General features: G+C 53.1%; 18 protein-coding genes and 2 pseudogenes. 13 read left to right on the top strand and 7 right to left on the bottom strand.

Annotated elements, in window-relative coordinates; genetic code table 11:
- Positions 1 to 77 precede the first annotated feature (77 nt).
- Positions 78 to 1,175, bottom strand: coding sequence for an alpha/beta hydrolase (locus CWM58_RS03450; protein ID WP_032691186.1), 1,098 nt, complete (start codon positions 1,173 to 1,175; stop codon positions 78 to 80).
- 29 nt (positions 1,176 to 1,204) lie between these two features.
- Between CWM58_RS03450 and CWM58_RS29135 the strand changes: the two are divergent.
- Positions 1,205 to 1,387, top strand: a pseudogene (locus tag CWM58_RS29135) (hypothetical protein); the annotation flags it as partial.
- Here the strand turns inward: CWM58_RS29135 and CWM58_RS03445 are convergent.
- Positions 1,337 to 2,344: pseudogene (locus CWM58_RS03445) on the bottom strand (iron-containing alcohol dehydrogenase); the annotation flags it as partial. The pseudogenes CWM58_RS29135 and CWM58_RS03445 sit on opposite strands and share 51 nt — an antisense overlap.
- A gap of 264 nt (positions 2,345 to 2,608) precedes the next feature.
- Between CWM58_RS03445 and CWM58_RS03440 the strand changes: the two are divergent.
- Entirely contained in the window at positions 2,609 to 3,523 is a 915-nt protein-coding gene (locus CWM58_RS03440; protein WP_016161032.1) for an AraC family transcriptional regulator, read from the top strand.
- A 17-nt stretch (positions 3,524 to 3,540) separates the two neighbouring features.
- On the opposite strand, the gene CWM58_RS03435 is transcribed toward CWM58_RS03440, so the two are convergent.
- Complete coding sequence (locus CWM58_RS03435; RefSeq protein ID WP_100680226.1) at positions 3,541 to 4,434, bottom strand: LysR family transcriptional regulator; 894 nt, start codon at positions 4,432 to 4,434, stop codon at positions 3,541 to 3,543.
- 185 nt (positions 4,435 to 4,619) lie between these two features.
- Between CWM58_RS03435 and CWM58_RS03430 the strand changes: the two genes are divergently transcribed.
- The 3 genes from CWM58_RS03430 to CWM58_RS03420 all read left to right on the top strand — a co-directional run bounded on the left by CWM58_RS03430 (position 4,620) and on the right by CWM58_RS03420 (position 8,722).
- Entirely contained in the window at positions 4,620 to 5,777 is a 1,158-nt protein-coding gene (locus tag CWM58_RS03430) for an iron-containing alcohol dehydrogenase (protein WP_100680225.1), read from the top strand.
- 418 nt (positions 5,778 to 6,195) lie between these two features.
- The gene (locus tag CWM58_RS03425) at positions 6,196 to 7,371 is read left to right on the top strand and encodes an NAD(P)-dependent alcohol dehydrogenase (RefSeq protein WP_227520697.1); all 1,176 of its coding nucleotides are present in this window, start codon (positions 6,196 to 6,198) and stop codon (positions 7,369 to 7,371) included.
- A 142-nt stretch (positions 7,372 to 7,513) separates the two neighbouring features.
- The gene (locus CWM58_RS03420; protein WP_100680223.1) at positions 7,514 to 8,722 is read left to right on the top strand and encodes an MFS transporter; all 1,209 of its coding nucleotides are present in this window, start codon (positions 7,514 to 7,516) and stop codon (positions 8,720 to 8,722) included.
- Positions 8,723 to 8,861: 139 nt separating this feature from the next.
- Here the strand turns inward: CWM58_RS03420 and gap are convergent, their stop codons facing one another.
- The 3 genes from gap to CWM58_RS03405 form a co-directional block, all read right to left on the bottom strand.
- Positions 8,862 to 9,872, bottom strand: a complete 1,011-nt coding sequence (gene gap / locus CWM58_RS03415) for a type I glyceraldehyde-3-phosphate dehydrogenase (RefSeq protein ID WP_046881457.1) — start codon at positions 9,870 to 9,872, stop codon at positions 8,862 to 8,864.
- A gap of 77 nt (positions 9,873 to 9,949) precedes the next feature.
- Positions 9,950 to 10,930, bottom strand: coding sequence for a GlxA family transcriptional regulator (locus tag CWM58_RS03410; protein ID WP_012541721.1), 981 nt, complete (start codon positions 10,928 to 10,930; stop codon positions 9,950 to 9,952).
- A gap of 199 nt (positions 10,931 to 11,129) precedes the next feature.
- A complete protein-coding gene (locus CWM58_RS03405; protein ID WP_100680222.1) occupies positions 11,130 to 11,915 on the bottom strand; it encodes a MipA/OmpV family protein in 786 nt (261 codons plus the stop codon).
- A 124-nt stretch (positions 11,916 to 12,039) separates the two neighbouring features.
- On the opposite strand from CWM58_RS03405, the gene CWM58_RS03400 reads away from it, so the two are divergent.
- The 4 genes from CWM58_RS03400 (at position 12,040) to CWM58_RS03385 (ending at position 18,226) form a co-directional block, all read left to right on the top strand.
- Positions 12,040 to 12,735: a response regulator gene (locus tag CWM58_RS03400; protein ID WP_012968226.1), complete on the top strand. Its 696-nt coding sequence runs from the start codon at positions 12,040 to 12,042 to the stop codon at positions 12,733 to 12,735.
- The gene (locus CWM58_RS03395) at positions 12,732 to 13,928 is read left to right on the top strand and encodes a sensor histidine kinase (RefSeq protein ID WP_044649965.1); all 1,197 of its coding nucleotides are present in this window, start codon (positions 12,732 to 12,734) and stop codon (positions 13,926 to 13,928) included. The genes CWM58_RS03400 and CWM58_RS03395 overlap by 4 nt, the downstream gene beginning before the upstream one ends.
- 78 nt (positions 13,929 to 14,006) lie before the next feature.
- Positions 14,007 to 15,155 (top strand): efflux RND transporter periplasmic adaptor subunit, encoded by a 1,149-nt coding sequence (locus CWM58_RS03390; protein WP_100680221.1) that lies wholly within the window; start codon positions 14,007 to 14,009, stop codon positions 15,153 to 15,155.
- On the top strand, positions 15,152 to 18,226 hold the full coding sequence (locus tag CWM58_RS03385; protein WP_100680220.1) for an efflux RND transporter permease subunit: 3,075 nt from the start codon (positions 15,152 to 15,154) through the stop codon (positions 18,224 to 18,226). Before CWM58_RS03390 ends, CWM58_RS03385 begins: the two co-directional genes overlap by 4 nt.
- A gap of 121 nt (positions 18,227 to 18,347) precedes the next feature.
- Here the strand turns inward: CWM58_RS03385 and CWM58_RS03380 are convergent, their stop codons facing one another.
- Positions 18,348 to 19,301 carry a helix-turn-helix domain-containing protein gene (locus CWM58_RS03380; protein WP_032730996.1) on the bottom strand — a complete coding sequence of 318 codons (954 nt, stop codon included), beginning with the start codon at positions 19,299 to 19,301 and terminating at the stop codon, positions 18,348 to 18,350.
- A gap of 408 nt (positions 19,302 to 19,709) precedes the next feature.
- Here CWM58_RS03380 and CWM58_RS03375 point away from each other — a divergent pair, with 408 nt between their 5' ends.
- The 4 genes from CWM58_RS03375 to nthA all read left to right on the top strand — a co-directional run bounded on the left by CWM58_RS03375 (position 19,710) and on the right by nthA (position 23,430).
- Positions 19,710 to 20,603: a transporter gene (locus CWM58_RS03375; protein WP_012541726.1), complete on the top strand. Its 894-nt coding sequence runs from the start codon at positions 19,710 to 19,712 to the stop codon at positions 20,601 to 20,603.
- Between the two features lie 60 nt (positions 20,604 to 20,663).
- A complete protein-coding gene (locus tag CWM58_RS03370; RefSeq protein WP_008804888.1) occupies positions 20,664 to 21,146 on the top strand; it encodes a group I truncated hemoglobin in 483 nt (160 codons plus the stop codon).
- 136 nt (positions 21,147 to 21,282) lie between these two features.
- Complete coding sequence (locus CWM58_RS03365) at positions 21,283 to 22,797, top strand: amidase (protein ID WP_016161023.1); 1,515 nt, start codon at positions 21,283 to 21,285, stop codon at positions 22,795 to 22,797.
- Positions 22,798 to 22,821: 24 nt separating this feature from the next.
- Complete coding sequence (gene nthA / locus CWM58_RS03360; protein ID WP_008804890.1) at positions 22,822 to 23,430, top strand: nitrile hydratase subunit alpha; 609 nt, start codon at positions 22,822 to 22,824, stop codon at positions 23,428 to 23,430.
- Positions 23,431 to 23,445 lie beyond the last annotated feature (15 nt).

Below are 23,445 nucleotides of genomic sequence, written 5' to 3'. Positions count from 1 at the left end.
CACCCCATGCTAAAAGAGCAGTGTCTGTCCTTTGTCGCACAGACACTGCATCTGAAAACACCGGACGGTGCTATGGCTTACTTATTAAGATTTTTGTTGAAAAATGCAGTGATGTTATCGAATGGGATCTTATCCATACGATCATATAAATCGACATGTGTGGCATCTTTAACAATCAGAAGCTCTTTTGGTTGATTTGCAGCTTCATAAGCCGTTTTGGAGAAGTAAAGCGAATGCGCTTTTTCACCATGGATGAACAGGATCGGGCGCGGAGAAATTTCCTTAATATAGGTCATGAGCGGGAAATTCATGAAGGCCATCGGCGTTGTCACAGACCATGAGTTACCAGAGTTGACGGCTCGGGGATGATAGCCGCGTTTGGTCATGTAATAGTCCGCATAGTCCACGAGGAACTGTGCTTCACCGCCCTTCAGTTTATTATAGGCTGGCTGGTATGCAGGTTTACCGTTTGCCGCATCTTCCCAGCGCTGGAGGCTCATCTTCTCCAGCGCCTGCTCGCGTTGCTCCGGCGTTACGCTGTCATTGTATCCTTTCGACATCACGCGGCTCATATCATACATGGTGCTGGCAACGACCGCTTTTACGCGTTTATCCACGGCAACAGCGTTCAGGGCAATCCCACCCATGCCGCAGATACCGATGACACCGATACGTTCACGATCCACATAAGGTTGCAGTCCAATGAAATCGACTGCGGCCATAAAGTCTTCGGTATTGATATCAGGTGAAGCAATATTGCGGGGTTCACCACTGCTTTCACCGGTATAAGACGGATCAAATGCCAGCGTCACGAATCCGCGCTCTGCCAGGGTCTGAGCATAAAGACCTGAAGCCTGCTCTTTTACCGCGCCAAATGGCCCGGAAATCACAAGCGCAGCAAGCTTCTTGTTCCCGCGATCTTTAGGAAGATATACATCAGCGGCCAGCGTAATGCCGTAACGGTTCTTAAAAGTAACTTTTTGATGATCCACTTTTTCGCTCCTTGGGAAAGTTTTATCCCACGTCTGAACCAGACGGACTGAAGAATCTGCTGTGCCTGGTGCAGGCTGGGCGACTGCAGCTTCTGTTGAAATCAGAGCCATCGCCCCGGCAAGGAGTGCGCCATTAAAAAAGCGCGTTGAAGATTTTAGCGTCATGATATTAAAACCTTTCATTGGATATTGAGGGATATGTTTCAGACAGCATGCATGAGTATTTCAGTTACAACTTCCGGCGGGTAATCACTGGCGATACCAAACGCTTTGACATTGATCTGGACGTTCTCAACGATAGCGGGCAGATCTGCTTCCCTGATGTTCAGCTGTTCAAGACGTGTTGGCGTACCAATTTCTTCAAACCACTTCTCAAGCGCTGCGATGCCGTCGTCTGCCGAACTGAGTCCGAACACATATTTTGCGAAACGCTCAAACTGCGGTGTATTTCGGTTTTTGTACCATTTCATCCAGGCGGGCATAACAACGGACAACCCTGCCCCATGCGGAACGTTGAAAAGTGCGGATAAAGAGTGCTCGATTGCATGATTCGGATAACTAAATCCGGCACAGCCTGACAGGATCAAACCGTTTTGAGCAAGGGTTGCAGCCCAGGCAAATTCCCCACGCGCAGCCTCATCATCCGGACTGGCGATGAGCGTTTGTGTGGTTTCAATTACCGTATTTAGGAGTGCTTCAACCAGTCGCGACTGAATTGCAGGCTGAACGGTTGCGGTGAAGTACACTTCGATAAGGTGTGAAATGATATCAGCGGCAGAATAGACGAGGTAATCGCGGGAGACGCCCGCCATCAGTGCCGGACTCAGTACGGATACCACCGGACGCGTGTAGTCGTTACCGATCGATAATTTTTCATGTGTTTCTTCATTGGTGACAACGGCATACGGGTTCATTTCGCTTCCCGTTGCGGCCAGGGTCAGAATGGCAAACAAAGGTAAAGCAGAGGAAAGCTCGCCTTTACCAGCGAATAAATCCCAGACGTCACCATTATAATGTGCACCGGCCGCAATAGCCTTAGCACTGTCAAGTACGGAGCCGCCGCCAACGCTCAGGATAGCGTCCACGTTATGGTGTTTCGCCAGTTCCACCCCTTCACGGACTTTGGATATCACCGGGTTACTTACGATACCGCCAAGTTCTATATACTCGATGCCGTTATTGGCAAGATTCTGGCTGACCGTAGCGAACAGGCCCTCTCGTTTAATACGTTCGCTTCCGTAACACAGCAGGACTTTACGTGCGCCAGCACTGGCAATGTGTGCACCGATAGTATCTTCTTTTCCGGAACCGAATTCGATTCGGGTTGGGTTGTAGAAAGTAAACTCTTTCACGTATGTCTCCTCCGGATAACCTGTCTGGCAGTTAAAAATGGCTTTAACCTGAACGGTTTAAATTTGCTCGCGGTGAACCCTGACTTACAGGACACTGCCTCATTTCAGTGTTGTTATTTTGAGTGTCTTTAATGAAAGGTGTTATTAAAATACTCTGCATTATTTGCCTGATCCTCTGAACCTGATCTCAAAGCGTGTATTTCAATTTTCATAGCTGCTAAGTTGTTAACGTCAAAAGACGTAACAAATGTGAGGCATTACAGAATGATTTCTGACAAGTCGGTTGAAAAACTACTGGGTGAACTTTCGGTCGATATAGCTCAGCGCACACCCGGTACCGGTGATTTCCCTACAGCCGTAGAAGGTCTCGAATTGTTCCGCCGAAACGAACCCGCTCCTCCGGTAAGCTGCCTGGTCCCTCCCAGTATCGTTCTGGTAGCCGATGGCGCGAAGATCATGTGGGTTGGTGGTGAACCTTACGAATACAATGCGGAAAAATTCCTGATCACCTCTCTTGACCTGCCAGCCAGCTCGGAAGTATTACAGGCTTCGACATCCCGTCCCTGCGTGGGCGTAGCCTATAAACTTGACCAGCGCGTGCTGATGGAATTAATTGCACAGGGAAGCCTGCCGCCGGTTAAAAAACGAGACGCGGGAACGGGTGTCGGTATAGGAACTATTACTGATGTTTTGCTGGAGCCTTTCTGCCGTCTGCTTTCTTTGCTTGACGAGCCTGAAGCCATTCCTGTTCTCGGGCCGCTGATTCAAAGGGAGATACATTACCGGCTTTTGATGAGCGATCAGTCAGATCATCTCAGACAGATTGCAGCAGTAGACGGCCATGGCTACCGTATCGGTAAAGCTATTGACTGGTTAAAGACCAATATTGCATCACCTTTACGCGTAGAAGAACTGGCAAGTCGGGTGCAAATGAGCACACCCTCTTTCCACCAACACTTCAGGCAGCTTGCGGGAATGAGCCCACTACGGTATCAGAAATGGCTGCGCCTTAATGAAGCCAGGCGACTGATGCTGAATGAACATTACGATGTCACCACAGCAGCCTATGCTGTCGGTTACGAAAGCCTGTCCCATTTCAGCCGGGAATATACGCGGATGTTCGGGGAATCACCCAAGAGGGATATAACCGTGCTGAGAAAGTCAGCTGGTAAGCTTTAGTATTATCGTCATGTATTTTACCTTATCCTGTTATTGTACCGGTTGCGCAAAACTTGCAGGAAAGCCATAAAGGCGGGAGAATCCTGTCGGCGGTGAGGATAAAAGATGTGGTAGCCCTCAAACCAGGGGCACCACTCGGTCAGGACCGCCATCAACCTGCCGTTTCTGATATATTCATCCGCAACATATTCTGGAAGGCAGGCTACGCCCAGGCCATCAAGAGCGGCATCAAGCTGATGTACCGTGCTGTTCGCAATATATTGCCCCTTCACCTTCAGGCTGAACTTCTGGTCTTCCTTCTCGAATTCCCAGGCATACAAACCACTCGTGTCGGAATACCGGACATTGATGCAGTTGTGATTCAAAAGATCCTGCGGTTTTTTAGGCTTCCCATAGCGTTGAAAATAATCCGGTGCTGCAACAATCAATTGCCGCCAGTCCTGGCTGATTTTAACGGCAATCATATCATTATTCAGCGCATCTCCGGGGCGGATCCCCGCGTCAAAACGCTGATCAACGATGTCGGTAAATCCATAATCAATTCCGATTTCAATCTGAATGTCAGGGTAGCGGCTCAGGAAGTCAGGCAGCACCGGGCGGATCAGGTACTGGATAACATCATCTGAACCCGTAAGGCGAATGATGCCAGTGGGCTTTTCACGAAGCTCACTCAGCCGACTAATTGCGTCATCAACCTGCTCCATCAAGGGGCCAATTTCGTTGCTCAGCCTTTCACCCGCTTCTGTGGTGGAGATACTGCGGGTGGTTCTGGCCAGCAACCTGATCCCAAGCCTTTCTTCCAGGGATTTTACTGTATGGCTGACAGCTGAGGGCGTCACACCGATCTCTGCTGCCGCTTTAGTAAAGCTCTTGAGTCTGGCCACGCTTAAAAAAACTTTCAGTTCATCCACACTCGCCTCCTCCAAGGGAGAAGCCAGCGTACCAGCCAATGATTAATTATCAAATATTTTTCACAAGTAAGTGAAATAAATGCTGATTAATAAATTTTATATCAAATGTTACCTTCACATCATCAATAGTGAGCGTGTCATCACACTGATAACGCGTTTGTGGCTCTGATCCTGAGGTAACAGTTATGCAAGATTTCATCTATCACAACCCGGTAAAAATTCTGTTTGGGCATGACCAAATCCCTGCACTTGCGCAGGAAGTCCCGCAGGATAAAAAGGTCATGATCGTCTATGGCGGAGGCAGCGTAATAAAACACGGCATTCTGCAACGCGTAAAAGGATCCCTTAAAAACACCCTTGTTTTTGAATTTGGTGGGGTTGAACCCAATCCACATTACGAAACCCTGATGAAAGCGGTCGAGATTGTCAAAGTGGAAAAAATTGATTTTCTCCTGGCCGTTGGCGGTGGTTCAGTCATCGATGGTACAAAATTCATCGCCGCGGCCGCTCTTTATGAAAATGATCCGTGGGAAATTATCACCAGCTATGGCAGCGTAGTGAAACAGGCTTTGCCTTTTGGATGCGTACTGACGCTTGCAGCGACGGGGTCCGAGATGAATAACACGGCTGTGATTAATCGTGCCACCACGCAGGATAAACTTTTTTTTGCATCTCCGTGCGTTATGCCGCAGTTCTCCGTGCTTGAACCGGAAATTACCTACACTCTGCCTGAGAGACAAACCGCAAACGGGGTTGTGGATGCCTTTGTCCATATACTTGAACAATATATCACTTACCCGGTAAACGCGAAGGTGCAGGACCGCCTGGCGGAAGGATTGCTCAATACGCTGAAAGAAGAAGGCCCGACAGCCCTTAAAAATCCTCAAGACTACGACGCCAGAGCGAATATCATGTGGGCGGCTACAATGGCCCTGAATGGGATGTTAAGTGCCGGTGTACCGACAGACTGGGCTTCTCACTTGATTGGTCAGGAAATTACAGCCTTGTATGGCATTGACCACGCCCGCACTCTGGCGATTGTGATGCCTGCCCTGTGGCGCTACTGCAAAAATGAAAAATCTGAGAAGCTGGCTCAGTACGGTGCTCGGGTCTGGAATATTCCCGCATCTGATACCGAAAAAATGGCCGATGAGGCTATCAATTCCACGGTCGCTTTTTTTGAACAACTGGGGGTTAAAACCAGACTCTCTGATTATGATTTAGGGGATGAAGCCATTGCAGAAGTTATTCGTAAGTTAAAAGAACATGGTCACATTGCCTTGGGTGAGCATGGAAAAATTACGGCCAGAGAGGCTGAGGCCTTATTGAAGATGGCGCTTTAATAAGTATAGCCTGCGATTTTCGCAGGCTAAATCTATGACGGTGGTGAGCTGGAATACCGCAGTATCATAATAATCAATTTATTATCTGCATTGAGAAGAGAAGTAGAGTCAGATGCCCGACTCATTTCCGTATTAGCGAAAGACTGTACCTTCATTGTCACCGCACCACAGACTTGATCTACCAATGCAATCCTCAGAGGATCAGGCAAGTAATTTGAAGTATTTGTGTATTTTATGTTACCTCAAGCCTGTAAATTGTTATCTGCTCACTTAACAGATGAATTTATCTGAAAGTACGCTGGCGTTTTCCTGGCCTCCAGGAAAATTTAACTTGCCGGGATTAACCATTATTAGCATACATTCGGCTTCCTTTCCGAAGCGGAAAGCAAACCCGGTCAAAAATATGAGCAGGAGTGTAATGATGGATGAAGAAAAAAATCTGACTCGTCGCGAATTTGTTGTTCGTTCTGGGGTTGTCATAGGAGCCGGTGTGTTGCTGAGCAGTCCAATTGGTTCACTTGCCGCTGATGTAAATGGTTCCAGAGTGAGAACTCGCGGTTATGCAGCGTTTGACACTTCCGGAAAACTCTCGCCCTGGTCCTTTGAACGCAGAGCAGTTGGTGACAACGATATTTTGATTGAGACTAAATATGCAAGTATTTGCCACTCTGATATCCATCAGATGAAAGGACACTGGGGGGTCCAAAAATATCCTCAGGTTCCAGGACATGAAATCGTAGGCATTGTGGCGGCGGTTGGAAAGAATGTCACCCGGTTCAAGATCGGTGATCGAGCAGGCGTTGGATGTATGGTCAACAGCACTCTTCCAGACTCAGAGCTGATGCAGCTTGAGAACACGGAGCAATACAGTCCAGCTACTGTCTTCACTTATGGTTTCCCTGAAAGCGATTCTCCCACGGGAATTTCACAGGGAGGCTATTCCACAAACATCGTGGTGCGCGATCATTTTGCTGTCCATATTCCTGAAAACATTACCTTCCAGGAAGCTGCACCCTTGCTTTGTGCAGGCATTACCACTTATTCACCGCTCATGAAGGCTGGTATCGTCAAGGGAATGAAAGTTGGAGTGGCCGGAATTGGTGGTCTGGGCCATATGGCCATAAAGCTTACCGTGTCTAAAGGAGCGGAGGTATATGCATTCACAACTACGCCATCGAAAGTTGACGATATTCTTTCCTTCGGGGCCAAAGAAGTAATTGTGGTCGATAGTTCTGACAAATTGAAGGCTTATCAGGGAAGTCTGGATTATATGATTTCCACGATCCCTTATCAGTTCGACGTCGCAGCCTACGCATCAGTTGTGAAGCCATACGGAACTTTCACCCAGGTCGGCATGCCAGAAGGTTTTCAGATTACACTCAATGCGCTTGGTCTTGCAGCATCAAGAGTTAATTTCAATGCGTCAATGATTGGCGGCATGAAAGAAACTCAGGAAGTTGTAAATTACTGTTCTGAAAATAAAATATTACCCACCATCCAGATAATCAAGGCAGAGCAAATTAATGAAGCATGGGATAACGTGTTTAATAAGAAAGCCCGATATCGCTATGTTATAGATGCGTCGACGATGTGATATCAGGAATATGTAACACTTTCCAGATTCATAAGTCCATTGACGTTGTGATGTTCATATTAATCCTCTCTTTTTAATTTTAACCCTCTTTTTGGGGCCGGTGGTCCCGTTTTTTTCAATGCCCGTTTTAAAGGTACTGACGATGACAAAAAAGCATTCAAAAATAGAACAAACATATTTGAATGATACTTCAGATAATTCTAACTGGAATGGTGTATTCGCTATTTCACTCTGCGTGTTTGCTCTGATCGCTTCAGAGTTCATGCCTGTCAGTCTGTTAACTCCACTTGCCCATGATTTAGGGATAACGGAAGGTACAGCTGGTCAGGGAATGACAATCTCAGGTGTTTTTGCCGTATTTACAAGTCTTAGCATACGCAGACTAGCCGGAACACTGAACAGAAAGTTTCTTTTACTGGCGTTGACAGCTCTGATGGGATTATCTGCCGTGTTAGTCGCACTCGCCCCCAATTATCTTATCTATATGCTGGGGAGAGCTATGATTGGTGTTGTCATTGGAGGATTCTGGTCAATGTCAGTCGCTACAGCAGTAAGACTGGTGCACATTAGTAAGGTACCGCGTGCCCTGGCCGTGTTCAATGGAGGAAACGCCCTGGCAACCGTAGTGGCAGCCCCACTTGGAAGTTATCTTACGGCTGCCATAAGCTGGCGTGGAGCTTTTCTGTGTTTAGTACCTGTCGCAATAATTACGTTTGTATGGCAATGGATAAGCCTTCCTTCTATGGAGCCCGGCAAATCTGGTAAAACCGGGTCATCTGTTACCTCGCTTTTACGAAAAAAGAATGTCGCGGTTGGTATGTGTGCCGCCGGTATCTTTTTCATGGGGCAGTTTACTCTGTTTACCTACATCCGACCGTTTCTGGAGAATGTCACGAAAGTTAATTCTGATGCAGTAACGCTAATATTGTTACTGATTGGGGTAGCTGGACTTGCCGGAACGACAGCAATTGGGTTTGTGATCAAAAATCGCCTTTATCAGACACTGGTTGGGATACCACTTGTCATGGCTTCAGTCGCTGTAATCCTGATCCCTATGGGTAACAATATTCCTACCGTCTGTGTTTTGTTGGGACTTTGGGGCGTGTTATCAACAGCTGCACCGGTAGGATGGTGGAGCTGGGTTGCCAGTGCCACTGCGTCAGATACAGAATCAGGGGGCGGTCTTATGGTAGCAACAGTTCAGTTTTCAATCGCACTGGGGTCTACAGTGGGCGGGATTTTGTTTGATCAGTTTGGTTTTCAAAGTACATTTGCGTTGAGTGCAGGAATACTTATTTTCTCAGCGATATTGACTCTGTGGACCTCAAAGCTAAGAACAGTACCTGTATGAATCGTCGCTTAGCCTCCTAGGGAGCACCTGGCCACAACATATCGCAACTCCGTTCTTCACCGAAAGCATAAATGCTCTCTCGGGCATTTATGCTTTTATATCGCGGTCAAATAGATTTGTTATGTTTAATCTATGAATATTAGCTTTCACGCTTTGCCATCATCAATGCCAGGTCAACGAGACGATTAGAGAATCCCCATTCATTGTCGTACCACGCCAGAATTTTGACCATATTACCGCCAATCACCAGCGTTGATAGGCCGTCGATAATCGACGAGCGTGGGTCTCCCTGGTAATCGCTGGAGACGAGCGGTTCATCGCTATAACCCAGGATCCCTTTCAAAGGTCCCGTTGCGGCAGCTTCGCGAAAAGCATTGTTCACCTCTTCGACCGTCACATCTCGCTCAAGCGTGACGGTCAGGTCAACAATGGACACCACCGGCACAGGGACGCGTAGCGAGTAGCCCGTTAAACGGCCATCCAGCTCAGGAATAACTTTACCCAGAGCCTTCGCTGCGCCGCTGGAGTAAGGAACAATCGACAATGCTGCGGCGCGAGCCCCGCGCAGATCTTTTTCCGGCTGATCGTGCAGCGCCTGGCTGTTGGTGTAGGCATGGGTGGTGTTCATCAGACCATGTTTAATACCGAAATGCTGGTGCAGGACCTGCGCAGCAGGTGCAAGACCATTGGTGGTGCAGCTTCCGTTGCTTATCACGTAGTGTTTATCCGGGGAGTAGAGACTCTCATTAACGCCCATCACAATGGTTAAATCATCGTTTTTACCAGGGGCAGAGATAATCACGCGCTTCGCACCACCGCTGTGGATATGTACAGCCGCCTTTTCACGGTCAGTGAATAATCCTGTAGCCTCAATAACAATGTCGACTTCACGCTGACGCCACGGAATACTCGCCGGGTTGCGTTCACTGAATACGGTAATGGGTTTACCATCAACAACAAGCCCCCCTTCACCAGCGGTGACCTCTGCATCCAGCTTACCGAGCAGCGAGTCATATTTCAGCAGATGCGCCAGCGTTTTGCTGTCCGTCAAATCGTTGATTGCCACAATTTGAATATCCGGATTATCCAGTGCTGCGCGCAGTACATTGCGTCCGATACGGCCAAAACCGTTAATACCGACCTTTACCATAATTGACTCCTTATCTATATCTCTGGAGTCAGATTAGGACGGATAGGTTGTGGCGTAAATGACAAAAAAGGATCACTTTACGCCATTTTACGGCAGTGAAATCGTTGACGATATTCACCTGGAGTGAGGTTAAGCTGTTTTTCAAACAATCGTCGCAGGTTAATGCTGCTGCCAAATCCCGTTTGCTCGGCGATACGATCCAGCGTCTCGTTAGTCTGCTCCAAACGCTGCCGTGCGGCGGCCAGGCGGGCTTCCGCGACGTAGCGCGCCGGGGAAGCGCCGGTTTCCCGGGTAAAGACGCGGGTGAAATTTCGCGGACTCATGGCGACTTTTTCCGCCAGCTTATCTACGCTGAGGTCGGCGGTGAGGTTTTCGAGCAACCACGCCAGCAGATCGTTAATCGGGCCCTGGGAGGTGGTCTGCTGCAGGTTATAGCGGCTAAACTGTAGCTGGCCTCCGGGGCGACGCAGATACATGACGAAGTCCTGGGCAATATCGCGCGCCAGGCTGAAGCCGTAATCTTCTTCAACCAGCGCCAGCGTAAGATCAAAGCCGGAACTGACCCCGCCAGAGGTCCAGATATGTTCGTCCTGAATATAGAGCGGCCCGCCCTCGACGCGGACCTGCGGGAATTCCGCCTGCATGGTTTCCAGCAGTTTCCAGTGGGTAGTGGCCCGTCTGCCGTCCAGCAGTCCGGTTTGCGCCAGCAGCATCGCACCGCCGCAAATGGAGGCTATGCGGCGGGCATGGGGAGCGGCAAGGCGCAGCCAGTCAACCACCGCCATCCCTTCCTGCGGGTTTTGACCTCTGCCGGTAATCATGATGGTATCGCGGGGTTCACGCGGGTCAATCTCATGCAGGCGATGATCGGCCAGAAGATTTAAACCGGACTGACCATGGATAACCTGATGCGGTTGAGTTGTCGCTAGCTTGACCTGGTAGCAGATTTCCCGGGCACCTTCCGGGTGCAGGCGGTTGGCCTGCATCAAAATGTCAGCAATACCGGCGGATTCAAACAGCATGCCGCCATCGGGTACAATAATAAGTATCTTTTTCATGTCATGAAAAGTAATCTTTTTACAGAATAAGTCAACACGACAAACTCAAAGAATAAATTTTACTGTCGAAAGCACTGGGTTCTGATGGATGTAAAAATCTGAAGGCTCGGAAAGAGTGGTTTGGATATGGCTCCTTCCATCACCTGCCGCTCTCAATGTGATCCTTTCCCGACAAACCGCACGCCGCGCTTTCTCCGCCCTAAAATGTCCAGATGACAGCTGCTGTCAGTGCCGCCTCGTTACGTCGTAACACGATCGGGCTCTCATTTGCATGCTCCCCAAGCCAGGTATAGTCAGCGCTCAGGAGCGTGCCCCAGTGGGCATCAAACTGGTGACTCCAGGTCAGACTGTTGTCTATGCCATAAAATCCCCCCGGTGCTGAATAGCGGCTATAACCTGAGCGCTGGCTCTGCTGCGGATCCACCCCATACCAGGTATTCAGGTAACGGTTGTCGCCAAACAGGGCCGCCGTCTGAAAGGCGACCGTGTCATGGTCAGTTTGTACAGGGAGCAACGTCAAGGATGCCCGGTAGCTTACCCCCTGGCTGTCCGTTAAAGGCAGCGTCGCTTTACCTTCAACGCTGAGCCACGAAAGCGCCTGCCAGCCGACGGCAAGGGCCGTGTTCAGGGAGACGTCAATGTCTCCCATCCCTTTCAGATTATTTGCCCCTGCCCGCCAGCTGGCGTTTTTATCCGCCCTTCCCAGATCGTATCCCAGCGTATGTTCGAAGTACCAGCCGCTGGCGTTCTGCAGGTCATATCCCACCCCTTTCTGCGTATCAATAAAAAATGCGCCGTTACGCCCCTGAAGTACAGGAACCACCTGCCATACCTGCTTGTCTGAACCTGAATATCGCGGAGTGTAGTGGCCTCCCAGCCCAATGGTGAAGGTGCCGGAGAAAGTGTCATCATTTGCTTGTACGCAGGATGTCATGGCCGTCAAAAGCGGTACGGTCATATACAGGGCTTTTTTTATCGCTATCATACTGTTCTCCTCACAGACGCCGGCTTCTCCTGAGGCAGGAGCCGCCACAAAATGTTGGCGCAGTATGATTTGGCAAAATCAATGAATCGTCGGGATAGTGTTAAGAAACGGTCAAGGTGAATGGATGTTGTCCAGAAGAGTGCTGATTATTGAAGATGACGCCGATGCGGCTGGCGTGCTCGAAGCCTACTTACGCCGTGAAAATTACGATGTCGTCATTACCGGAGACGGTCTTTCCGGGCTGGATATGGCGCACCGGTGGAAACCCGATCTGATCCTGCTGGATGTGATGCTTCCGGGGCTTAACGGCACCGAAGTCCTGGCTGGCCTGCGCCGTAAAAATGATGTTCCGGTGATCATGGTCACCGCCATGGGAGATACACCCGATCGTATTGGCGCCTTGCGCTATGGCGCTGATGATTATGTTGTTAAGCCTTACCATCCGGGAGAAGTTGTGGCTCGGGTGCAGGCGGTACTGCGCCGCAGCAATCAAACAGAAACAAAGGAAGAGATCCTTCGCTGGCAATCGCTTGAAGTGAATGTTACGGCCATCGTGGCGAGCATTGTCGACGGGGACACCACACCGCGCACGTTGGATCTGACCCCAACCGAATTTTCACTACTGACCACGCTTATGCGCTCTCCTTCACGTCCTTTTTCCCGCCAGCATTTACTTGAGCACTGTTTGCCGGAAAGTGAAGCCCTGGAGCGCGTGGTGGATACCCATATTTATAACCTGCGTAAAAAACTCGAGGCGGCGGGTATTTCCGGCGTGCTGGTTAACGTTCGCGGCGTAGGCTACAGGTTCAGACAACCATGACAAAAACCCGCTACTCCTCCCTGTGGCGCTGGATTTGCGCACGTATATTAGCGCTGGCCATCGGAAGCGTAATTGTCATTGCGACCTGTATGTGGCTACGTTATGCGGTGCAGAATTACTGGAACATAGGCAGAATGCCGGCATCGGTCCGACAAGAGTTTCTTGCGCTCAGCCAGAACCCGCAGGCGAACCCGGCGCGCTTCCATCAAATCGTCGATACCTGGTGGGGGTTGAGTTATTCAACCCCATCCATCGCCTCGGCGGACTGGGTCACCGTGGCGTTACTGGTCCTGGTCATGATCCCTTTTATTGTGGTGATGGGATTGCGATATGCCAGGCCACTGGCGCTGCAATTCAGCCGACTGCGTGATGCGGCAAAGGACGTCGCCGAAGGGCAATTTGGCCGCCAGGCTGAGCTCATCAGGAATGCGCCGGCTGAAATGGTCAGCTTTGCCAGCGACTTTAATGCCATGACGGGAAAACTGGCCCGCTATGAAAAAGAGTTACGTACCTCTCATGTGGCCATGGCGCATGAACTTCGCTCCCCCCTGACTGCCGCTATCGGACGTTTGCAGGGCATGCTGGATGGCGTGTTTGATGCCAGCCCGGAACAACTGGCCATGGTAATGAAACAGCTTCAGCACCTGAATCGCCTGACCGATGAACTTCATCTGCTCTCGCTGTCTGATGCCGGGAATTTGGTGCTGGAAAACGAACCCTTTCGTCTGGATGAGCTGCTTAAGGAACGGGCGACATGGATCATGCCCCAGGCTGATGCACATCGTTTTACAATCAGGCTTCATCATTCTCAGGCGTGTCCCTTCAAAGGCGATACGTTCCGTATGGGCCAGGTTTTCACCATTCTTATGGAAAATGCCCTCCGTTACGGGCGTGATGGCGGCCATCTTGATGTCACGCTGCACTACGCCAGCGGGCAATATTGCCTCGAATTTCGCGATGACGGCCCGGGGGTATCCTCCCAGTTCCTGCCGGAAATGTTCAACCGTTTTAGCCGGGAGGAGCAGTCGCGTGCCCGCCACTCCGGCGGCAGCGGTCTCGGTTTGTCGATCGCTCGCGCGATTTGTCAGGCCCATGGTGGCAGTATCAGCGCGTCGTTACCTGAAACCGGCGGACTCGCAGTCACCCTTTTGTTACCCTGGACGTCGTCTGAGATGGAAAATAGCGGCTCTTGATAATACCTTGACGAAACGTCGAATCTTTCTCGACTAAGCGCGCATTTAATAACGCCATCACCTTTATGGAGCGGCGTTATGTCAGATGAATTTTTACTCTCCCTCCGCCACAGTCTGCACCATTTGTACGACGTGGCGCGCACCCTTTCCTGGCTGCACTTTCTCCCCCTGACCATTCTTTCGGTAGTGATTTTTCTGCTGCCCGGATGCGGGGACAACCAGGGTAATACGACTGATCCTGTGCGAACGGTGCGCTACGTTGTTGTTGGCTCAGCGCAAACCCTTCCCGCGCAGGAAAGAACCGGAGAGATCCATGCGCACGATGAAACGATTCTGAGCTTTCGTACCGGCGGCCGGATAGTGACGCGTAGCGTCGATATTGGCGATCGGGTCAATGCAGGGCAACTGCTGGCCACGCTTGAAAATACAACCAGTCAGAATCAGCTCGATGGCGCACAGGCTGATTATGAAGGAGCCAAAGCCTCTGCTCAGGTTGCTGCACTTAACGTCAACCGAATGCAAAAGCTTATGCCAACAGGCGCGATTGCCCGCACGCAGCTCGATACCGCCCGCGCAGACTGGCTTGTCGCCCGCGCGCGTTTAAAAAACAGCGAGTCCGCGTTGCGTAATGCCCGGGAAAGCCTTGGCTGGACGCGTCTGATTGCGCCGCGAAGCGGCGTGATCACCGAAGTAAGCGCCTCTGCGGGTCAGGTGGTCAATGGTGGTCAGTCGGTATTGACGCTGGCGACCGGTGAAGCCCGCGATGTGGTGTTTGATATCGCTAAACCCGAGGCGATCCCGCCACAGGAACAGGCTGGCTTGCGAGTTTCCCTCCTCAGCGACCCGTCGGTGCAAGCGTCCGCCGCGGTAAGAGATATTAGCCCGCAGGCCGATCCTCAGACCCGCACATGGCGCGTCAGGGCGACCCTGCAAAACCCACCGCTGGCAATGGCGCTGGGCGCCAGCGTCACCGTTACGTTACCCGCAACGGGTCCGCATGGATACGCCCTTCCCGCTTCAGCGCTGAGCCGCGTCGACGACAAACCGGCGGTTTATGTGATTAACCCACAGTCGCAGGCGCAGCTTCGCGTGGTGGTACCAGCATACTATACCGCCACCACGGTCATTATCTCCGGCGGCCTTGAACCAGGCGACCGGGTGATTACCGCCGGCGTGAGTAAATTACGCTCCGGCGAGCCGGTGATTGCCGGGGAGTGCGAATCATGAAACCCGTATTGAATGAGAAATTTAACCTGTCCTCCTGGGCGCTAAATCATCAGCAGATGGTCAGTTTCTTCATGCTGCTGATCATTGCTATGGGCGCGTTCTGTTATGAGAACCTGCCACGTAACGAAGATCCGGCGTTTACGATTAAAACGGCCGTTGTTTCTGCGCAATGGCCCGGGGCATCCGTAACGGATACCACCCGACTGCTGACCGATACGCTGGAAAAAAAGCTGCAGGAAACTCCCTGGCTTGATTATCTCGAAAGTGAAACCCGTGCCGGGAGCTCCGTTATTCATGTCAATCTTCGTGACGATACCCCGCCGCAAAAGGTGCCGGATATCTGGTATCAGGTACGTAAGAAAATGCAGGATATTGCCCCCTCTTTGCCAGAAGGCGTTCAGGGCCCCGCCGTCGACGATGAGTTTGATGACACGTACGGTACGATCTATGGCTTTATACCTGAGGGCTATACCCTGCGGGAGGTCCGGGACCGTGTTGAGACAATCCGCCGGGAGCTCATGTCGTTACCGGATATCGGAAAAACCAGCCTGCTGGGTGAGCAGCAGGAACAGATAGTTCTCTCTTTTTCTCCAGCGCGTCTGGCAGGTATGGGGTTGAACATCCAGCAGGTAGCGGATGCCCTCAGAGTACAAAATGCGGTTGTCCCGGCAGGTATGATCCGCACCGGACAGGAAAATATGGTGATAAAGGTCAGCGGGGAACTGACTTCTGAAGCGAGCTTACGTGCCGTCACGCTGCATATTAACGATCGTTACCTTCCTCTGACGGATATTGCCACCGTTAGTCGGGAAAACGCCGAGCCTCCCCAGCCGGTTTACCGGGTCAACGGCAAACCCGCCATCGGGCTGGCTATCTCGATGGCGCCGACCGGTAATATGCTGCGTTTCGGCGCCGCGCTGAATGCAAAAATGCATGCCATCAGCGTCACGCTGCCGCACGGTATTGAGATGGTCAAGGTTGCCGATCAATCAGCGGTGGTCAGCGACGCCGTAAGCGGGTTTATCCGGGTGCTTATCGAAGCCGTGGCGATCGTCCTGGCCGTTTCGTTTGTCTCGCTGGGTTTACGAGCCGGACTGGTAGTGGCTGCGGCCATTCCACTGGTTCTGGCCATGACCTTTACGGGAATGATGCTGGCAGGAATAGGTCTGCAGCGTATTTCTCTCGGCGCATTGATTATCGCGCTGGGTCTGCTGGTCGATGACGCCATGATCACCGTGGAAACCATGGTCTCTGGTCTGGAAGCCGGGGATTCCCGCCGGCAGGCGGCGACCCGGGCTTTTAAAACGACCGCATTTCCGATGCTGACGGGCACCCTTGTGATGATTGCCGGGTTTATTCCTGTGGGATTTGCTGCGTCCAGCGCCGGTGAATATTGCTTTTCCCTGTTTGCCGTGGTGCTCATCGCCCTGCTGTGCTCATGGGTTGTCGCGATCCTGTTTTCACCGTTAACCGGGACGTGGCTGTTATCTGACAACATCAGACAGAAGGCGAAAGGTCCTGGACGGATGGCCCGCGGATACCAGTGGCTACTGCGCAAGGCGTTGCGTCACCGCTTCGCCACCGTGTGTCTTACTCTCATTGCGCTTGGTCTGTCCGTTTACGGAACAACCTTTATGCAGGGGGAGTTTTTCCCCGCCTCCGACAGGCCAGAATTGCTGGTAAGCCTGACGCTACCGGCAAATGCCTCGCAGTCGGAAACGCAAAATACGGCTGAAAAGCTGGAGAAGGCCCTGGCAGGCAACCGCAACGTTGAGCGCTTTTCGACATACGTTGGGTCGGGAGCGATCCGTTTTTACCTGCCTATGGATGTGCTTCTGGCAAATGAAAATATCGCCCAGATAGTGGTGGTGGCTAAAGATCTTAAAGCGCGGGATCGTCTTCATCGACAGTTAAACAGGATACTGGCTACGGGCTTTAGCGACATCATCACGCGCGTATCGCCCCTGGAACTTGGGCCCCCCGTCGGCTGGCCAGTGAAATACCGGGTGAGTGGGCCAGATTATCTGAAAGTCAGGTCGATCGCGAACCGCCTGAGCGATGTCATTGGCCGGTCCCCCTCCTCTCGCGAGGTTAATCAGACGGCAGGCGAACCGGAGAGAGTCATTACCCTCAAGGTCAATCAGACCGCAGCCCGGGCTGCGGGCGTGTCGTCAGAAAGTCTGGCCCGGATGCTCAATACCGTCTGGTCCGGCAGTATAGTCACGTCGGTTCGCGATAATGACCGCCTTGTCGATGTGGTGCTCCGGGCCAGGGACAATGAGCGTCTTAACCTTGCCACCTTCTCTTCGCTGACTATTCAGGGGAATGACGGTAAACAAATCCCCCTCAGCGCCTTTGCCACGCCAGTCTGGGGCGTGGATGATCCGGTTATCTGGCGTCGACAGCGTTTGCCTTTCATTACCGTGCAAACTGACCTCGCCCCGGGACTTCGCGCCGAAGCAGTATCCGCAGCGTTGCGACCTGCGGTAGACAGGTTGCGCGCGGAACTGCCTGAAGGCTACAGCATTGAAGAAGGGGGCGCGGTTGCTGAGTCTGAAAAAGGTAATAGTTCGGTCTATGCGATTCTGCCGGTGACACTGGTCATCATGCTCTTGCTGTTGATGCTCCAGTTGCGCAACTATTCCCGTATGGCGTTGGCTATACTGATGGCCCCGTTTGGTTTACCGGGTATCGTGCTGGCTATGTTACCTGGCGGAACACCAATGGGATTTGTCGCTCTGCTTGGCGTGATTGCGCTCGCTGGCATGATCATTCGTAACGCCGTCATACTGATTAGCGAGGTTGACAGCAACCTTGCTCAGGGGATGGCAAGCGATGCCGCCATTATTGCGGCCGCAGAGCATCGTGCGCGCCCCATCTGCCTGACTGCCTGTGCCGCCATTCTGGGAATGATCCCCATCTCTCATCAGGTATTCTGGGGACCGATGGCCTATGCGATTATCGGGGGACTACTGGTTGCCACGCTGGTTACACTGACCGTTTTACCGGCATCGTTTAGCCTGTTGTTACACCTGAGAATGACGTCCTCAGGCGAGACTCGTGAAAAATGAGTAGCGTGCCGTCGTATCCTCGCCTCAGGGGTCTGCCAGGTTATTCGCTGCAAGACAAAGAACTTGCTCCATCGTGTCATCCACCTGCTGGCGCAACGCGTGGATAACAGGAGACCTAATTTTACTGCTTCTTCGGCAGCAGAGAACGAGGAGAAATGCCGAAGGCTTTGCGGAAGGCATGGCTGAAATGAGAGAAATCAGAGAAGCCGAAATCCAGCGCCGCCTGGGACACGCTACTGACTCGTCCGCGTTCGATAGCCTCTCGGCTCGCCTGCAGCCTCTCCTGCCAAATCACTGCCATCGGCGTTTTTTTATGGCGGGCGAAAGCACGCGTGACGGTGCGAACGGAAACGTGGTGCGCCCGTGCCAGGCTTTCGATGTTCAAATCGGGATCGACAAGTTGCCGCCGGATGTAGTTCATCATCCGGGAATACAGATCGCGCTCAACACCAACGTTGTTCAGGTCCTGTAGCTCCAGGCTCAGTACCAGTAGATCCAGCAACGTCTGGGAGAAGCGGCCAGAGATATCCGCTGTGTTCAGACAGGCGGGCATCGCTGCCGCCTGACGCAGCATTTCGCGCAATGGGATCACGCCCGGGCGGCGGTCGTCGAGCACCATCGCGGTGAGGTGTTCGACCCCAGGTAAATGACAGCTCAGCAAATGGCGGGGGATCCGCACCAGATGATTATCGCGCCCGCCAAGACTGAAGCGGAATGTCTGGGCGGCATCGTAGAGCACCAGACTGTCCGCTGCCAGCGTCGCCTTGCGTCCCCCCTGTTCAAGCTGACCGTATCCATCCTGCATATACCCCAACCACAGATCGTCGTCGGGGCCCTGGCGCAAATAACGTGCCGTGCGATCCCAGCTGTGTAGCGGCGCGGACAGTGAACACATATCCACCAGACCCACTCCACGTACCGTCAGCCGTGCATCAAAGTCGACCCCAGCCAGAGGGGCGCTGGCGGCTGGAATACAGTGGCGTAACACTACGTCGTTCCAGTACTCGAAGCGGCGCGACTCGGTAACGCCAACGGTTGAATAGTGGAGACTGCCCGCAGACTGCATGCTATTCATCATCATTCACCTCGCGCCGGGTATTCCGCCAAAACGACAGAAACGTTTCCGCAGACAGCAACTATCATGCCAACGAGCTAATACACCCTCTTTCAGTTACGCCGATCGGCGCTAAGTTACCGGGAACTATCACTGAAAATCCGCGCCCCCCCTTTTCTGCTGGCATATAGGGCGTCGAATAGCGGAACGACAAAACGTGGAACCGCACCCTAAACGTGCGGCGTCTGCACTATGGCGGACCATCACACGACGAGGGGCAGGCCCGCAACCGAATGTCCCTTCCAGCCAAACGACTGTCCTGCTGAAGCAAGTACGCCGCAAATTTCTCCCTAGTATCAGTAAGCGTAAGGTCTTCCGGCCACACCGTGCTCCGGACATAACACGACATCAGACAAGAGGGGGAACGTCATGACTTTCAGTAACGCTACGTTTCGCACCAGCCTGGCCGCCTGCACACTGTGGCTGGCAACCGGCCCGGCCCATGCGGTCGATCTCAATTCGCAGGACCTCATTCCCGCCCCCGCCGGCACCGATGCCGTTCTGGGATATTTCACCTACGCGACGAGAGATAGCTTCACCCCCACCGGGGGCGGTGAACTTAAGCAAGAGACCGGGCTCGACTCCTTCGTCAGCATCTTTCGTTACGTTCACTACATGGACGTCGGTGGCTTTACGGTTGCGCCGCAAGTGCTGCTGCCTTACGGACGCCTTTACAATGGCTCACTAAACGGCGTTCGACTTGATTCAGCCAGCGGCCTGGGCGATCCCATCCTTGCCGCGCCGGTCTGGCTGGTCAACAACCCCAGCACAACCTTTGCCATTGTGCCTTACCTGTACCTCCCCGCGGGCTCCTACGACGCCGGACGCACGCTAAACGTCGGTGAAAATCGCTGGAAGTTCGACCTTCAGCTCGGCGGCGTGCAGCAGCTGGGTAACGGTTTCGCCACCCAACTTTCCACGGACGTGATGTGGTATGGCGTCAACGACGACGCCTCGGGCATCGGCACCGGTCGACTCAAGCAGGACAACACCTATCAGTTTCAGGGCTGGGTGACCTGGACGCCGCCCGCCGATAAGAGCTGGACCCTGGCCGCCGGTTATTCCCAATACTGGGGCGGCAAACAGCAGCTTGACGGTATCGAGAACGGACAGGCGACGCGCGTCGATCAGGTCAGGCTGGAATTATCGAAATTCGTCACCCCCACGGTGCAGGTACAGGGTCTGCTCCAGCGCGACCTCAACGTCGATGGCGGTTTTAAGGAAGATCTACATACCACCCTGCGCGTGATGAAACTGTTCTGATGCGAATCGGCACAGAGACATCCCCAGACTCACTACTCACCCGCAACGGAGAAATCCATCATGACCGATCAGCAGCAAAAACCCACACTTTATGAACGTCTCGGTGGTTATGACGCCGTTTACGCTTTCGCAGGAGAAGTGTTGAAGACCTGTATGAAGCATCCCGATATCGGCCATATCTGGGCGCACGTATCCGAATCGTCGTTCCAGAAAGAGCATATCAACTTTGTCGATTTTCTGTGCAAGCACTGGGGCGGCAACACGGTCTACCGGGGACGAGATATGGTAACCGCGCACCGCGGAATGGGTCTGACCGAAGTGCACTGGAAAGCCGTATTCGAGGCAATTGATGAATGCTACGAGAACTTCAACGTTCCGCAGGATATCCGTGAAGAGGTTACCGCATTCCTGACCCAGTTCAAACCCGCCGTCATCGGCAGCCCTTCATACCGGGATGTGGTACTCGCGCATCCTGACATGGACGTCACCAAAGGGATGAAAAGCGTCGGCATTCACTGGCCGAAAACAGATAAACCGTCTTAACCGAGGACGGACATCCGCGCAACAGGCGGGTGTCCGTCTCAGCCAAATGACTGACCTGCACAACCATGTAGTGATGACATTTCGGGCTTATGTTGAAGGCAGGTTGCATTGGCAAACACCATACAAAGGGAACTCCATGGCTATTGAACGTCCTACCATTGAACAACTGCAAGCGCTCGCCAGTCGGCTAAACATACGATTGACGCCTGCGCAAGCCGAAGAATATCTGGCGCTGATGCAGGCCAATTTCGACGCCTATGATCTCATCGACGCCCTGCCCGACGAGATCCCCGCGGTGCACTACCCACGCGCCGCCGGCTATCGTCCTGAAGGCGACGAAAACCCGCTTAATGCCTGGTATTACAAGACCGAGGTGACAGGTGCAGCAACCGGTAAACTGGCCGGCCGCACCGTGGTGCTCAAGGACAACATCGCGCTGGCTGGCGTACCAATGATGAACGGCGCCTCGACGCTGGAAGGCTTCGTCCCCCTCTACGACGCCACCGTTGCCACCCGACTGCTGGATGCCGGCGCGACTATTCTCGGCAAAGCCACCTGCGAGCACTTCTGCTTGTCGGGAGGCAGCCATACCTCCGATCCGGCGCCCGTGCATAACCCGTTGCGCCACGGCTACTCGGCCGGTGGCTCATCTTCTGGCAGCGCCGCTTTGGTCGCTTCCGGGGAAGTCGATTTGGCCATGGGTGGCGATCAAGGGGGCTCTGCGCGTATTCCCGCCGCATGGTGTGGCCTCTATGGCCTGAAACCGACCCACGGTCTGGTGCCTTATACCGGCATCATGCCGATCGAAGCCACTTTCGACCATACCGGGCCGATGACCCGCAGCGTAAAAGACAATGCCTTAGTCCTTGAGGTCATTGCCGGCGCGGACGGATTGGACCCACGTCAGTATGCTCCCAAAGTGGAAGCCTATACCGAGGCGCTCGGTAAGGGAGTCCGTGGCTTAAAGATCGGCATTATGGCCGAAGGTTTTCAGTTGCCGAACCTGGATGCGCGAGTCGCGGAGAAAGTTCGCGCTGCCGTCGCCCGTCTGCAGGAATTGGGCGCGACGGTCGGCGAGATTTCGGTACCGGAGCATAGCCTGGCGGGGGCGCTCTGGTCCCCTATCGGCTGCGAGGGGCTGACCGCGCAGATGATGCATGGCAACGGCATGGGCTTTAACTGGAAAGGACAATATGACGTAGCGCTGCTGGACAAGCACGCCCAGTGGCGTGACAACGCCGATGCGCTTTCCCCATCGCTGAAGATATGCATGTTCGTCGGCCAGTACGGGCTGGAACGCTACCATGGCCGCTACTATGCCAAGGCGCAGAATATCGCGCGTCGCGCGCGTGCGGGCTATGACCGGGCGCTGGCGGACTTCGACCTGCTGGTGATGCCCACTGTACCGCTTGTCGCTCAGCCATTACCGGAACCTGACTGCTCCATTACCGAATACATCTCCCGCGCATTTGAAATGATCGGCAATACCGCGCCGCAGGATATTACCGGCCATCCGGCAATGACTCTCCCTTGTGGGCTGGTCGACGGCTTACCGGTAGGAATGATGTTGGTAGGACGCCACTTCGCCGAAAGCACCCTTTATCAGGCCGCCGCCGCATTTGAAGCTTCCGGCGACTGGCGGATGTTTTAACCCTTAACCATCGGGAACCATAAAATGAGCCATCAACACGACCACGACCATACTGAACCGCCGGCGGACATCGAGCTACGCGTCCGGGCGCTGGAATCCCTGCTACAGGAGAAAGGACTGATTGACCCGGCGGCACTGGATGAACTGATTGACACTTATGAGCACAAGGTCGGCCCCCGTAACGGCGCGCAGGTGGTCGCTAAAGCGTGGAGTGATCCGGAGTATAAACGTCGGCTGCTGGCGGACGCCACAGCCGCCATCGCCGAGCTGGGTTTCTCCGGCGTGCAGGGTGAAGACATGCAGGTAGTGGAGAACACGCCGGACGTGCACAACGTGACCGTCTGTACATTATGTTCCTGCTACCCCTGGCCGGTGCTGGGTCTGCCACCGGTGTGGTACAAATCGGCCCCCTATCGTTCGCGTATCGTTATCGACCCGCGCGGCGTTCTGGCCGAATTCGGGGTAAACATTCCAGAAAGTAAAGAGGTGCGCGTCTGGGACAGCAGCGCGGAACTGCGCTATCTGGTCCTGCCAGAACGTCCGGCGGGTACCGACGGCTGGAGCGAAGCGCAGCTGATCGAACTGGTCACCCGCGATTCCATGATCGGCACCGGCCTGGTCGCCGCGCCATAATAAGAGGAGAAAACC

This window comes from Klebsiella sp. H-Nf2, from assembly GCF_002806645.1.
Classification (GTDB): domain Bacteria; phylum Pseudomonadota; class Gammaproteobacteria; order Enterobacterales; family Enterobacteriaceae; genus Klebsiella; species Klebsiella variicola.
The sequence above is the reverse complement of the archived record's forward strand: the minus strand, read 5'-3'. Positions and strand labels throughout refer to the sequence as shown.